Below are 13,083 nucleotides of genomic sequence, written 5' to 3' on the forward strand. Positions count from 1 at the left end.
CGGCCTGCGCGCGACGCAACGGCGGGCAAGGGAGACGTGCGCGCAGACGACCGTGACGCGGCCGCCTGCGCGCAGCTGTCAGGCCTGCGGCAGCAGTTCGAAGCCGACCGGCTCGCCGCTGGCCGACGACGCGCAGACCCACAGATCGAACAACCCCGGCTCGGCCTCGAACCGGCCGTCGCGGCCGCTGAAGGCCAGGGCGCGGCGGTCCAGGGTGAACACCACATCCATGCCCTGCCCCGGCGCCAGCCGCACCTTGCGGAAGCCTTTCAGTTCGCGCACCGGGCGCACCCGGCTGGCGACGCGGTCGTGCACGTACAGCTGCACCACTTCCTCGCCGTCGCGCTCGCCGACGTTGTCGATGCGGGTGGTCACGGTCAGCGTGTCGTCCCAGCCCAGCTGCACGCGATCCAGCTGCGGCGCGCCGTAGGCGAAGCGGGTGTAGCCGATGCCATGGCCGAACGGATACAGCGGCGCGTTCGGGATCTCGCGCCAGCGCGCCTTGAACTCGCTCATCGTCGGCAGTTCCGGCCGGCCGGTGCGCGCGTGGTTGTAGAAGTACGGCTGCTGACCTGGATCGAGCGGAAAGCTGACCGGCAGCCGCGCCGAAGGGTTGTAGTCGCCGAACAGCACGTCGGCCACCGCCGGGCCGGTCTGCGTGCCCAGGTACCAGGTCACCGCGATCGCCGCCGCGTCGCGCACCGCGCCCTGCAGCGCCAGCGCGCGGCCGTTGCGCAGCAACACCACCAGTGGCGTGCCGGTGGCGGCGACGGCTTCGGCCAGCGCCTGCTGCGCCGGCGGCAACACGATCTGCGTGCGCGACTGCGCCTCGCCGCTGTAGCGCTGCGGCTCGCCCAGCGCCAGCACCACCACGTCGGCGGTGCGCGCGGCGGCCACCGCCGCGTCGATGCCGCCGTCCAGCGGCGCTTCCAGCTCGCAGCCCGGCACCACGCTCAGCGCATCGGCGTCGTCCAGCGCCGCGCGTACGCCGGCTTCCAGGGTCACGTAGCGGGTCTTGTCGCCGAACAGGGTCCAGCAACCCTCGATGTTCTCGCGGTCCTGCACGAACGGCCCGATCAGCGCGATCTTCTGTCCACGCTTGCGCAGCGGCAGCACGTCGCCGTCGTTCTTCAGCAGCACGATCGAGCGCCGCGCCGCCTCGCGCGACAGCGCATCGTGCGCGGCGATGTGCGACTGGTCGGCCTCGCGCTGCGGGTCCAGCGAACGGTACGGATCGTCGAACAGGCCGATGGTTTCCTTCAGCGCCAGCACCCGCCGCACCGCCTCGTCCAGCGCGGCCATCGGCACTTCGCCATCCTCTACCAGCGACGGCAGGTGCGCAGCGTAGAAACCGCTCTGCATGCTCATGTCCATGCCGGCCAGGAACGCCTTCTTGGTCGCGTCGCGCTCGTCGGCCGCATAGCCGTGCGCGATCAGTTCCATGTCGGCGGTGTAGTCGGAGATCACCACGCCGGGGAATTTCCATTCGCCGCGCAGGATCTCGGTCAGCAGTTCGTGGTTGGCGCTGGCCGGCACGCCGTTGATGTCGTTGAACGAGGTCATCACGCTCAGCGCGCCGGCGCCGAACGCGGCCTGGAACGGCGGCAGGTGCACGTCGCGCAGGGTCTGCGGGGCGATGTCCACGCTGTTGTATTCCATGCCCGCGGCGACCGCGCCGTAGGCGGCGAAATGCTTGGGCGTGGCCAGCAGCGCGTCGTGCGCGCGCAGGTCCGGGCCCTGGAAGCCGCGCACGCGGGCGGCGGCGAACGCGCAGCCCAGCACCACGTCCTCGCCGGCGCCCTCGGCGCCGCGGCCCCAGCGCTGGTCGCGGGCGATGTCCACCGCCGGCGCATAGGTCCAGTGGATGCCGGCGGCGGTGGCCTCGACCGCGGTGGCGCGCGCGGTGCGCTCGGCCAGCTCCGGCTCGAAGCTGGCGGCCTCGCCCAGCGGGATCGGGAACACGGTGCGCATGCCGTGGATCACGTCCGCGGCCAGGATCACCGGAATGCCCAGGCGGCTCTCTTCCAGCGCCGTGCGCTGGATCCGCCGCCCCAGCTCGGCGCCCACGCCGTTGAACAGCGAGCCGACCAGGCCGGCGCGCACCTGCTGCAGCACCTCGTCGGCATTGCTGACGTTCGCTTCCGGATTCACGTCCGGCGCGAACGGGCGCACCATGTCGGCGAAGACGCCGAGCTGGCCGACCTTCTCTTCGACGGTCATGCGGGCGATGAGCGATTCGATACGATCCGAAGCCATGGGGTCCTTTGAGAAAACGTTTACATAGCCGTCAATTCTAGCTCTCCGGCCAGACGAAAGAGCAAATCCCGGCGCCGGATCCGCCTATTCAGGGAACTGTCTACCGTCGCCCGCCGCTGGCGACCAACGCCGCCATACGCCCCCGCATCCCGCTGCCGAACGGTTTGCGCCGCGCGCGTCGCACTCCGCACTGGCCGGCGCAGGTGTCTCGCGCCCAGCGGGCGCGGCTGCGATCGTAGCGGTCCTGCGCCCTCGGTCCATGGCGGATTGCGTCTCAACCACCTTGCGACGCGCTGGCCGCACAGCCCAGGCGGCAACGCGAGGCGACCGGCGCCGCGCCGGCCAGGCGCCGCTCACGAGCTGAAGTAGGCCTCGGCGATCGCGCTGTGCAGATAGCCCAGGTGGGTCTGGATCTCGTCCATGAATTCCGCCGGATTGTGCCGCGCCAGATAGGACGGGTCGGCATTGCGCACCAGCCCGTTGATCCGCATCAGCGCGCGCTCCACGGTCGGCCGCGGCGGCATGGTCGGCAGGATGTGCTGGGCGCGGGTCAGGCAGAAATGCACGCTGCGTGGGAAATCGTTGTTCTGCAGCAGGAAGCGCAGCGCATGCTCGCCGGTGACGCGCTGGCGCACGTGGCGCCGGTACATCTGGTAGGCGGCCAGCGAGCGCAGCACGCTCATCCACTGCATGTTCTGGTAGGCCTCCAGATCGTCGGCCTTGCGCGGGGTGATCAGGCCCGAGGCGCCGGCGTCGATGATGCGCGTGGTCATGTCGGCCTGTTCGATCGCCGTGCCCAGGCGCAGGAACTGGAAGCCGATGTCGCGGCTGACGTTGGCGGTGAGCAGGCCGGAGACCTTCAGGCAGGCGTCGGTGACGTGGCCGAGGAATTCCATCCGGTAGCGGCGGCCGACGCTGCGCTCGCCGTTGGCGTCGATGTACAGGTGCAGGTCGTTGACCGCCTCCCATACTTCCTGCGGGAGCGTATCGCGGATGCCGCGCAGCAGCTCGCGCGCCTGCCGCGCCGAACTGCGCAGCGAGGACGGATTGCGCTCGTCCAGCAGCAGGAAGCGCACGACGTCGGCGTCGCCGACGTCGTCGCCGGCGTTCGGGAACCAGACGTTGAAGATCTCGCCGGCGCCGACCGTGTCGATCATCGGCCGCCAGGCGAAACGCACCGAGCGCGGCAGGTCCAGCTGCAGCAGGCTGCCCACGCCGACCAGCCGCGCGGTGGTCTCGGCGCGGCGCACGTAGCGGCTGAACCAGTAGAGGTTGTCGGCGACCCGCGACAGCATCAGTCCATCTCCTCGTCCAGGTCCACCACCCAGGTGTCCTTGGCGCCGCCGCCCTGCGAGGAATTGACCACCAGCGAACCCTCTTCCATCGCCACCCGGGTCAGCCCGCCGGTAGTGACGTAGACGTCCTCGCGCGACAGGATGAACGGGCGCAGGTCCAGATGCCGCGCCGACGGGCCGACCTCGGTCACGATCGGCGCGGTGGACAGGCCCAGCGTCGGCTGCGCCATGTAGTTGCGCGGATCGGCCTGGATCAGCTTGCGGAACTCGTCGCGCTGGCGCTTGGTCGAGCGCGGCCCGATCAGCATGCCGTAGCCGCCGGATTCGTTGGCCGGCTTCACCACCAGCTGGTCGAGGTGCTCGAGCACGTACTTGCGGTCCTTGTCGTCGTGGCACAGGTAGCTGGGCACGTTGGGCAGGATCGGCTCTTCGTCCAGGTAGTAGCGGATCATCTTCGGCACGTAGGCGAACACCACCTTGTCGTCGGCCACGCCGGCGCCGGGCGCATTGGCCAGCGCCACCTTGCCGGCGCGCCAGCTGCGGATCAGCCCGGGCACGCCGAGCACCGAATCGGGGTGGAACACTTCCGGATCGATGAACAGGTCGTCGACCCGGCGATAGATCACGTCGACCCGGCGCGGCCCGTAGATGGTGCGCATGTAGGTGCAGTCGTCGTCGGCGACGAACAGGTCGTCGCCCTCGACCAGCTCGATGCCCATCGCCTGGGCCAGGTAGGCGTGTTCGAAATACGCGCTGTTGAAGATGCCCGGGGTCAGCAGTGCGATCACCGGCTGGTCGCCCGGACGCGGCGACAGCGCGGCCAGGGTGTCGTACAGCTGCGCCGGATATTCGTCCACCGGCAGGATCGCGCTGGTCTCGAACAGTTCGGGAAACACGCGCTTGGCGACCATGCGGTTTTCCAGCATGTACGACACGCCGCTGGGAATGCGCAGGTTGTCTTCCAGCGCGTACAGCGTGCCGTCGGCATCGCGCACCAGGTCCGAGCCGCAGATATGCGCCCACACGCCCAGCGCCGGGGTGATGCCCACGCACTGCGGACGGAAGTTCACCGAATGCTCCAGCAGCATCGCCGGAAACACCTTGTCCTTGACGATGCGCTGCGCGCCGTAGACGTCGCCGATGAACAGGTTGAGCGCGCGCATGCGCTGCTTCAGCCCGGCCTCGGTGCGTTGCCACTCGCGCAGCGGGATCACCCGCGGGATCAGGTCGAACGGCAGCGTGCGATCGACGTTGCGGCCATCGGAATAGACGGTGAAGGTGATGCCCATGACCCGTGCGGCGACATCGGCGGCGAGCTGGCGCTCGGACAATTCGCGGCCGGACAGGCTGGACAGGTATTCGATGACCCGGCGGGCGGCGGGACGCGGCTGACCATCTGCCTGGATCAGCTCGTCGTAGGTGGCCGTGCGGTACTTGCTCCAGTCCATCGTGCCCCGTCGGTGTACGCCACCGGGCGCGATCGGCCGAGTGTTGCGTTGCACAGCAACATGCCCGGAACCGGAATGAGCGTCAAGCGGCTGCGCCAATGCCGCGCCGGCGCGCGCTCAGCCGGCGTCGCGGCTGCGCTCGATGATCACGCCCACTGCCTGCGCGCCGCGCACCGCCCCCGGCTTGCTCAGCTTCAGCCGCAGCCAGCGCACCTCGAACTCGTCCAGCACCGCGGCCGCACAGCGCTCGGCCAGCGTCTCCACCAGGCCGTAGTCGGACTGCTCGACCAGCTCCACCAGGCGTTTGCTGACCGCCTTGTAGTTGAGCGTATCGGCGATGTCGTCGCTGGCCGCCGGCACCCGGTTGTCGAAGCCCATCTCCAGATCGAAGCGCAAGGTCTGCCGGATCCGCCGCTCCCAATCGTAGATGCCGATCAGCGCGTCGATCTCTAGACCTTCGATGAAAACTTTATCCATTGGGGGCCGGGATTCGGGATTGGGGATTCGGGAATGGTAAGAGCAAAGGCAAAAGCAGAGGCGAAAGCACAGGCAGGAGCCGCACGGAGCCGCTTCTACGAATCCCCATTCCCCACTCCCGAATCCCGCGCTGCCGCCAACGGCGGCAGCGAAGCCATGTCCCACCGCGGCGTCACCCGCACCGCCGCGTCGCTGGACTGGCCGGCCTGCAGGCGCAGCGCGCCGGCGAAGGCGATCATCGCGCCGTTGTCGGTGCACAGCGCCGGGCGCGGGAAACAGGCGCGGCCGCCGCGCGCCTGCGCCATCGCCTGCAGCTTGGCGCGCAGGCGCACGTTGGCACCGACGCCGCCGGCGACCACGATCGTGTCGCTGCCGGCGGCCTGCAGCGCGCGCTCGCACTTGATCGCCAGCGTGTCCACCACCGCGTCCTCGAAGCCGCGGGCGATGTCGGCGCGGGTGCTCTCGCTCTGGTCGCTGCCGCGCCAGGCCAGCAGCACCTGGGTCTTGAGTCCGGAAAAACTGAAATCCAGCCCGGGCCGGTCGGTCATAGGCCGCGCGAAGCGGAACCGGCCCGGCGTGCCCTGCGCGGCCAGCGCGGCCAGCTGCGGGCCGCCCGGGTACGGCAGGCCCATCATCTTGGCGGTCTTGTCGAAGGCCTCGCCGGCGGCGTCGTCCAGGGTCTCGCCGAGCAGCCGGTACCGGCCGATCGCCTCCACCGCGATCAGCTGGGTATGCCCGCCGGACACCAGCAACGCCACGAACGGCGGTGCCGGCACGCCGTGCACCGGGTCCGGGTCCTCCATCAGCGGCGCCAGCAGGTGGCCTTCCATATGGTGGACGCCGATCGCCGGCACCTCCAGCGCCCAGGCCAGCGCGCGGGCGACGCCGGCGCCGACCAGCAAGGCGCCGACCAGGCCAGGGCCGGCCGTATAGGCGACCCCGTCGATGTCGCGCACCTGCAGCCCGGCCTCGGCCAGGGTCTGGCGGATCAGCGGCAGCAGCTTGCGCACATGGTCGCGGCTGGCCAGTTCCGGCACCACGCCGCCGTATTCGGCGTGCAGCGCGATCTGGCTATACAGCCCGTGTGCGCGCAGCGCGGCCGCGCCGGACAGGGCGGTGTCGTAGACGGCGACGCCGGTTTCGTCGCAGCTGGATTCGATGCCGAGGACTCTCATGGCTGCCATTGTGGGGCCGAATCGGCGGCAGGCAAACGTCCCGCTTGCAGCCAGGAAATCAGTCGCTATAATGTGCGGCTCGCCGGGCGTGACCCGGTCACCATTGTGTCCCGGAGATTCCATGCCCAGCGTCAAAGTCCGCGAGAACGAGCCCTTCGAGTTTGCGCTCCGTCGCTTCAAGCGCACCTGCGAAAAGGCCGGCGTGCTGGCCGAAACCCGCAAGCGCGAGTTCTACGAAAAGCCGACCCAGGAACGCAAGCGCAAGGCCGCAGCCGCGGTGAAGCGTCAGCTGCGCCGTACGTCTCGCGACGTCACCAAGCGCCAGCGTCTGTACTGAGGATCGCGGTTTGCGGTAGCGGGTTGTGCCGGTTTCGGCATCCGCTACGGTAAGCCCACGAAGCCGGCACGCGCAAGCGTCGCCGGTTTTTTGTGTGGCCGCGGGTCAGGCCCGGCCAGCCCGCGTCGCGGCGCACCGCCCTCGGCATCGCGCCGGCGCACCCGCCACCGCCCCCTGCGCCCGCCTCGGCGCGTGGCCGCCTGCGCCGTGTCCGGACCGATACGGCGCAGCGCCTAGAATGTCCACCCCCTTCTTCCCTTTCCCCTGGAGCCCCTCATGACCCTCAAGCAGCAGCTCACCGACGACATGAAGGCCGCGATGAAGGCCCGCGACACGCACAGCCTGGGCGTGATCCGGCTGATCAACGCCGCGATCAAGCAGAAGGAAGTGGACGAGCGCAAGGACGTGGACGACGCCGCGGTGCTGGCGCTGATGGACAAGATGGTCAAGCAGCGCAAGGACTCGGTGAGCCAGTACGCCGCGGCCGGGCGCGAGGACCTGGCGTCGATCGAGCGCGAGGAGATCGTGGTGATCGAGCGCTACCTGCCGGCCAAGCTCGGCGAGGCGGAGATCGTCGCCGCGATCCAGGCCGCGATCGCACAGACCGGCGCCAGCAGCGCCGCCGACATGGGCAAGCTGATGGCCGTGCTGAAGCCGGCGCTGGCCGGCAAGGCCGACATGAGCCTGGTCTCGGTGCTGGTCAAGCAGCAACTGGCCGGCTGATCGCGCAGGCGGGCTTCACCCGCCTTTCGGCGCCGGGCTGCTACAACCCCCGCGAGCCTGCGACACCTTCCACGCGCATCCGCGGGCCCGGCATCACCTGCCGCGCCCGCTGCAAGGCCGTCGCCGCTCCCATGTCCCTGTCGCTGTCGCCCACCCGCCTGCAAAAACACCTCGAACGCCTGCAGCAGAGCCTGCCGGCGGCATTGCTGCGGCGTTTCGTCGAGATCGACGTGATGACCCAGGCCGCTTCGCTGTCGTTCTACGCGCTGCTGTCGCTGGCGCCGCTGCTGGTGTTGCTGCTGTGGCTGACCGCCTCGCTGTACCCGCAGGCGCAGCAGGCCTTCATCGAGCAGATCGGGCAGTTGGCCGGACACGGCGCGCGCGAAGTGGCGCAGACCATCATCGACAACGCCAAGAACCAGCCCAACGTCGGCTCGCTGGCCGGGCTGTGGAGCACGCTGCTGCTGTTCGTCGGCGCCACCGCGGTGTTCGCGCAGCTGCAGAACGCGCTGAACCTGATCTTCCGCACCGACAAGCAGCGCCTGGAAGGCATCGTGGCGTGGCTGAAGAAGCGCGTGTTCTCGTTCGGCGTGGTGTTCGCGCTGGGCTTCCTGCTGCTGATCTCGATGATCCTGACCACGGTGCTGCAGGTCGCCTTCGCGCGCCTGCCGTCGCTGCTGCCGGCGGTCGGCTACGCCTCCACGCTGGCGATCTACGTGCTGGCCTTCGCCGTGCTCTACCACTACCTGCCGGACCGGCGCGTGGAATGGCGCCAGGCGGTGATCGGCGGCGCCATCACCGCCTGCCTGTTCGTGGCCGGGCGCTACGCGATCGGCCTGTACATCGCCACCGCCGCGCCGGGCAGCGCCTACGGCTCGATGGGCGCGCTGGTGATCCTGCTGGTGTGGATCTACTACGCCACCGTGGTGTTCTTCGTCGGCGCGCTGATCACCGCGGTGATCGACGAGCGCCTGCGCTCGCGGCGCAAGCTCGCCGCGGCCGGGATCGACGCCAGCGCGATCACCGCGATTCCGCCGCCGCTGTAGCACCGCAACGCCAGGGTTTGCGGGCCGATCCGTGGCGGTGGCGCGGACGCATGGCATCCTATCGCCCATGGCCCGCATCCCCGACGCGTTCATCGACGACCTGCTCGCCCGCACCGACATCGTCGAGGTGGTCGGCACGCGCGTGCCGCTGAAGCGCCAGGGCAAGGAATACGCGGCGCGTTGCCCGTTCCACGACGAGCGCTCGGCCTCGTTCACGGTGTCGCCGACCAAGCAGTTCTACCACTGCTTCGGCTGCGGCGCGCACGGCACCGCGATCAGCTTCCTGATGAACTACGACCGCCTCGAGTTCCTCGACGCGGTCGACGAACTGGCCAAGCGCGCCGGCATGGAAGTGCCGCGCGACGCGCAACAGCGCGGCGCCGCGCAGGCCGCCGGCGACGACCATCGCGACCTGTACTCGGCGCTCGACGCGGCGACCAAGTTCTTCCAGCGCCAGCTCGACAGCAGCGACAAGGCGCGCAGCTACCTCGACGGCCGCGGCGTGGACGCGGACAACCGCGCGCGTTTCCAGATCGGCTACGCGCCGGACGGCTACAGCGCGCTGAAGGACGCACTGGGCACCGACGAGCGCCGCCACAAGCTGCTCGAGCGCGCCGGGCTGTTCTCCAAGAACGAGCGCGGCCACGTCTACGACAAGTTCCGCGACCGGGTCATGTTCCCGATCTTCGACCGCCGCGGCCGGGTCATCGCCTTCGGCGGCCGGGTCATGGACAAGGACGACGGCCCCAAGTACCTGAACTCGCCGGAGACCGCGCTGTTCCACAAGGGCCGCGAGCTGTACGGCCTGTGGCAGGTGCGCCAGGCCAACCAGAAGATCGAGCGGCTGATCGTGGTCGAGGGCTACATGGACGTGGTCTCGCTGTTCCAGTTCGGCGTCACCCAGGCGGTGGCGACGCTGGGCACCGCGACCACCTCAGAACACGCCGAGCTGCTGTTCCGCAACGCGCCGGACGTGTTCTTCTGCTTCGACGGCGATGCCGCCGGCCGCCGCGCCGGCTGGAAAGCGCTGGAATCGGTGTTGCCGCGGATGAAGGACGGGCGCCAGGCGTTCTTCCTGTTCCTGCCCGACGGCGAGGACCCGGACAGCATCGTGCGCAAGGAAGGCGCCGATGGCTTCGCCGCGCGCCTGCAGCAGGCCACGCCGCTGTCGCAGTTCTTCTTCGACGAACTCTCGCGCGAGGTCAACCTGGCCACGCTCGACGGCAAGGCGCGGCTGGCCGAGCGCGCGCGGCCGATGCTGGCGCAGATTCCCGATGGCGCGTTCGGCGACCTGATGCGCCAGCGCCTGGCCGAGATCACCGGCATCGGCGGCCCTGCGCCCGCCGCCGCGCAGCTGGCCAAGCCGCCGCCGCGCGCAGCGGCACGGCCGACGCAAAAACGCAGCCTGGTGCGCGAGGCGATCGTGCGCCTGCTGCACACGCCCTCGCTGGCGCTGGACCTGCCCCCGCCCTACCCGTTCGCCGGCCTGCGCCTGCCCGGCATCGAACTGATGATCGAACTGCTGGAGATCGTGCACACGCGCCCGGACATCTCCACCGGCGCCCTGCTCGAGCATTTCCACGATCGCGAGGAACTGCCCGCGCTGCAGAAGCTGGCGGTGCAGGAGATTCCCGGCGAGACCGCCAGCTGGCGCCAGGAACTGCACGACGTGGTGGTGCAACTGGAACGGCAGACGTTGCAGCAGCGGCTGGAGGAACTGCAGGCCAAGCAGCGCGCGCAAGGCCTGGACGAGACCGACAAGTACGAACTGCGCGAGTTGTTCAAGGCGCGCGCGGCGCTGCATTGAGGGCGGCAGGCGGGATCAGGCCATGGCCCGGATCCCGCGAGCGGCGGCGGCGATCATTCTCCGAGTGCGGCGCGCTCCTCGGCCTCCAATGCCTTCACCGTGTCGCTGCCCGCATCCAGACGCCTGGCCAGTTCGGCCAGCAGGGCATCCATGTCCACCTCGGCGGTCTGCAACGCGTGCCCGAGCGGCACCACCGGCTGCAACCAGTCCGCGATCAGCGCTTCATAGGCCGTGCCGTGCTGGATCCGCATCTGCTCAAGGAAGGCCAGCGTGGTGGTCGGCGGATCGCCGCTGCGCGTCCCCTGCAGCGGCTGATTGGTGATCTGGCTGTAGATGACCCCTGAGGCGCGCGCATTGGCCCTGGCGAAAGAGACCAGGGCATCGACACCCGCGATCGGCTTGTTGCCGTAGAGCGATTTGATCTGCCGCAGCATCGCCAACACCCATGCATGCGGCACCGCGTCGAGCGTGTTCCACAGATCGCGATTCCAAGTCTGGTACGGCTTGTTCCCGATGACCGGCGGCAGCGTCGCCTGAAAGAGCGCCGCGAAATCGGTGTTTCCTGGCGTGGCGCCTGCTGTCGGATAGCAGTACACCGCTTTGCAGCCATCGAGCTTGCCGGTGCGCTCGAACCAGGTCGCCATGGTCGGCGCCAGCGCGCCGCCCAGGCTGTGGCCGGCGAAGATCACGGTCGCGTTTTCGTTCGCGGCGGTTCGCAGAAAGCTGGCCAGGGTCGTGCCTGGCGCCGATGCCGACCCCGGGCTGACCATGTTGAGCAGATGCCATACCCCCAGCGCGGTTCCCATCGAAATGACGACCGTCCCCGGCGCCACCGGCTTCGGGGTCCTGACCGGGGCGGTGCCGGCCAACGGATCGTAAGTGGCGAAATCGACCACCACGGACACATCGAAATCCTCCACCAACCAGTCGTAGAGAGAATTCGGATTGGTGGCGCAGATCGCCACGACATAGACATCGCCTTCGATGCCCGGCACCGTACCCGCCTTGGCCACGAACATCGCATTGTCCGACCGCTGCGAGTCCGGCGCCTGCCAGACCTGCGGTCCCCAGACGAGCTCCCAGGTGCCGATGGCGTTCTGCGCCGCCGCAGAGGCCAGCGTCGCATGCAGCACATGTTGGTAGTCGGCCTGCAGCGCCTGCGCGGTTCCCTTGCGCGTGCTGACCCAGTTGGACAGGCTCGAGAGCGCGAACACGGTCTGGTATTGATCGTATTGCATGGCTTGCTCCTTCTCCGTTGCGATCCTTGGAAAGGCAAGCGCCGACGATCGCGTGACCCAACGCTCGCTCGCCGCGCTCATCGACGGGGCGTGGGCAATCTAGCAAGCACGCGATCGCCGGTTGTGGCCGGAGCGGCGTACGCAGCAACATGTCTGCGAGTTGTCTACGGCTTGCTGACGGATTCGCATCCGCGCGCAGCGCTTCCTAGAATGAGCCTCCCCTCGCCCACCTCCCCGCCATGATCAGACACTGGCTCGCCCGCCTGCGCATCGAACCGTTCACCCTGGCCTTGCTCGGTACCGTGCTGCTGGCCTCGCTGTTGCCGGTGCAAGGGCAGGCCGCGGCGATCATGGACGACGTCACCGACATCGCCATCGCCGCGCTGTTCTTCCTGCACGGCGCGCGCCTGTCGCGCGAGGCGATCGTCGCCGGCGCGCTGCACTGGCGCCTGCACCTGACCATCCTCGCCGCCACCTTCGTGCTGTTCCCGCTGCTGGGGCTGCTGCTCAAGCCGCTGTCGCACTGGCTGCTGACCCCGGAGCTGTACATCGGCGTGCTGTTCCTGTGCGCGCTGCCGTCCACGGTGCAGTCGTCGATCGCGTTCACCTCGATGGCCGGCGGCAACGTGCCGGCGGCGGTGTGCAGCGCCTCGCTGTCGAGCCTGCTCGGGGTGTTCCTGACGCCGCTGCTGATGGGCCTGCTGGCCGGCGCGCAGAGCGCGATGGCCAACCCGCTGGAGGCGATGGGCAAGATCATGCTGCAGCTGCTGGTGCCGTTCGTCGCCGGCCACCTGCTGCGGCCCTGGGTCGGCGGCTGGGTCGAGCGGCGCCGCGCAGTGCTGCGCTACACCGATCAGGGCGTGATCCTGCTGGTGGTGTACACCGCCTTCAGCGCCGCGGTGATCGAGGGCCTGTGGCGCAAGACGCCGCTGCCGGCGCTGCTCGGCGTGGCGCTGGTCGCCGCGCTGCTGCTGGCACTGGCGATGGGGCTGATCACCTTCGCCGCGCGGCGGCTGGGCTTCAGCCGCCGCGACGAGATCCCGATCGTGTTCTGCGGCTCGAAGAAGAGCCTGGCCACCGGCGTGCCGATGGCCAAGGTGCTGTTCGCCGGCGGCAGCCTGGGCGCGATCGTGCTGCCGGTGATGATCTATCACCAGATCCAGCTGATCGTCTGCGCCTTCGTCGCGCAACGCTATGCGCGCGATGCGAAGACGGCCAAGCACGACTAGCGACCGCGGCCCGTCGCGGCGGCAGCGGCCCGGCGCGGCCTGTCCCAGTTCA

At 69.4% G+C, this 13,083-nt stretch carries 11 protein-coding genes; 5 read left to right on the top strand and 6 right to left on the bottom strand.

The window, feature by feature from the left end:
• Positions 1 to 78 precede the first annotated feature (78 nt).
• From HDC36_RS12800 to tsaD, 5 genes are all read right to left on the bottom strand, one after another.
• The gene (locus HDC36_RS12800; RefSeq protein ID WP_179567838.1) at positions 79 to 2,256 is read right to left on the bottom strand and encodes a glycoside hydrolase family 3 N-terminal domain-containing protein; all 2,178 of its coding nucleotides are present in this window, start codon (positions 2,254 to 2,256) and stop codon (positions 79 to 81) included.
• 353 nt (positions 2,257 to 2,609) lie between these two features.
• On the bottom strand, positions 2,610 to 3,551 hold the full coding sequence (locus HDC36_RS12805) for an alpha-E domain-containing protein (protein WP_179567840.1): 942 nt from the start codon (positions 3,549 to 3,551) through the stop codon (positions 2,610 to 2,612).
• Positions 3,551 to 4,999 carry a circularly permuted type 2 ATP-grasp protein gene (locus HDC36_RS12810; protein WP_179567842.1) on the bottom strand — a complete coding sequence of 483 codons (1,449 nt, stop codon included), beginning with the start codon at positions 4,997 to 4,999 and terminating at the stop codon, positions 3,551 to 3,553. Before HDC36_RS12810 ends, HDC36_RS12805 begins: the two co-directional genes overlap by 1 nt.
• Before the next feature lie 117 nt (positions 5,000 to 5,116).
• On the bottom strand, positions 5,117 to 5,476 hold the full coding sequence (gene folB / locus HDC36_RS12815; RefSeq protein WP_179567844.1) for a dihydroneopterin aldolase: 360 nt from the start codon (positions 5,474 to 5,476) through the stop codon (positions 5,117 to 5,119).
• Positions 5,477 to 5,571: 95 nt separating this feature from the next.
• Positions 5,572 to 6,651: a tRNA (adenosine(37)-N6)-threonylcarbamoyltransferase complex transferase subunit TsaD gene (gene tsaD / locus HDC36_RS12820; RefSeq protein WP_179567846.1), complete on the bottom strand. Its 1,080-nt coding sequence runs from the start codon at positions 6,649 to 6,651 to the stop codon at positions 5,572 to 5,574.
• Positions 6,652 to 6,772: 121 nt separating this feature from the next.
• Here tsaD and rpsU point away from each other — a divergent pair, with 121 nt between their 5' ends.
• The 4 genes from rpsU to dnaG all read left to right on the top strand — a co-directional run bounded on the left by rpsU (position 6,773) and on the right by dnaG (position 10,564).
• Positions 6,773 to 6,988 carry a 30S ribosomal protein S21 gene (rpsU, locus tag HDC36_RS12825; RefSeq protein ID WP_003465342.1) on the top strand — a complete coding sequence of 72 codons (216 nt, stop codon included), beginning with the start codon at positions 6,773 to 6,775 and terminating at the stop codon, positions 6,986 to 6,988.
• A gap of 276 nt (positions 6,989 to 7,264) precedes the next feature.
• Entirely contained in the window at positions 7,265 to 7,711 is a 447-nt protein-coding gene (locus HDC36_RS12830) for a GatB/YqeY domain-containing protein (RefSeq protein WP_179567848.1), read from the top strand.
• 131 nt (positions 7,712 to 7,842) lie between these two features.
• Complete coding sequence (locus HDC36_RS12835; protein ID WP_179567850.1) at positions 7,843 to 8,757, top strand: YihY/virulence factor BrkB family protein; 915 nt, start codon at positions 7,843 to 7,845, stop codon at positions 8,755 to 8,757.
• A 67-nt stretch (positions 8,758 to 8,824) separates the two neighbouring features.
• On the top strand, positions 8,825 to 10,564 hold the full coding sequence (dnaG, locus tag HDC36_RS12840; protein WP_179567852.1) for a DNA primase: 1,740 nt from the start codon (positions 8,825 to 8,827) through the stop codon (positions 10,562 to 10,564).
• 53 nt (positions 10,565 to 10,617) lie between these two features.
• Here dnaG and HDC36_RS12845 read toward each other — a convergent pair whose 3' ends face one another.
• Complete coding sequence (locus HDC36_RS12845; RefSeq protein ID WP_179567854.1) at positions 10,618 to 11,802, bottom strand: hypothetical protein; 1,185 nt, start codon at positions 11,800 to 11,802, stop codon at positions 10,618 to 10,620.
• A 239-nt stretch (positions 11,803 to 12,041) separates the two neighbouring features.
• Here HDC36_RS12845 and HDC36_RS12850 point away from each other — a divergent pair, with 239 nt between their 5' ends.
• Complete coding sequence (locus tag HDC36_RS12850; RefSeq protein WP_179567856.1) at positions 12,042 to 13,031, top strand: bile acid:sodium symporter family protein; 990 nt, start codon at positions 12,042 to 12,044, stop codon at positions 13,029 to 13,031.
• Positions 13,032 to 13,083 lie beyond the last annotated feature (52 nt).

The organism is Xanthomonas sp. JAI131 (assembly GCF_013410075.1).
GTDB classification, from domain to species: domain Bacteria; phylum Pseudomonadota; class Gammaproteobacteria; order Xanthomonadales; family Xanthomonadaceae; genus Xanthomonas_A; species Xanthomonas_A bonasiae.

Bases quoted from the DNA above. Each gene is read 5' to 3' on its own strand.
- HDC36_RS12850 (WP_179567856.1), top strand. From the start codon at position 12,042: ATGATCAGACACTGGCTCGCCCGCCTGCGCATCGAACCGTTCACCCTG.
- HDC36_RS12800 (WP_179567838.1), bottom strand. From the start codon at position 2,256: ATGGCTTCGGATCGTATCGAATCGCTCATCGCCCGCATGACCGTCGAA.
- HDC36_RS12830 (WP_179567848.1), top strand. From the start codon at position 7,265: ATGACCCTCAAGCAGCAGCTCACCGACGACATGAAGGCCGCGATGAAG.
- HDC36_RS12810 (WP_179567842.1), bottom strand. From the start codon at position 4,999: ATGGACTGGAGCAAGTACCGCACGGCCACCTACGACGAGCTGATCCAG.
- HDC36_RS12805 (WP_179567840.1), bottom strand. From the start codon at position 3,551: ATGCTGTCGCGGGTCGCCGACAACCTCTACTGGTTCAGCCGCTACGTG.
- rpsU (WP_003465342.1), top strand. From the start codon at position 6,773: ATGCCCAGCGTCAAAGTCCGCGAGAACGAGCCCTTCGAGTTTGCGCTC.
- folB (WP_179567844.1), bottom strand. From the start codon at position 5,476: ATGGATAAAGTTTTCATCGAAGGTCTAGAGATCGACGCGCTGATCGGC.
- tsaD (WP_179567846.1), bottom strand. From the start codon at position 6,651: ATGAGAGTCCTCGGCATCGAATCCAGCTGCGACGAAACCGGCGTCGCC.
- dnaG (WP_179567852.1), top strand. From the start codon at position 8,825: ATGGCCCGCATCCCCGACGCGTTCATCGACGACCTGCTCGCCCGCACC.
- HDC36_RS12835 (WP_179567850.1), top strand. From the start codon at position 7,843: ATGTCCCTGTCGCTGTCGCCCACCCGCCTGCAAAAACACCTCGAACGC.
- HDC36_RS12845 (WP_179567854.1), bottom strand. From the start codon at position 11,802: ATGCAATACGATCAATACCAGACCGTGTTCGCGCTCTCGAGCCTGTCC.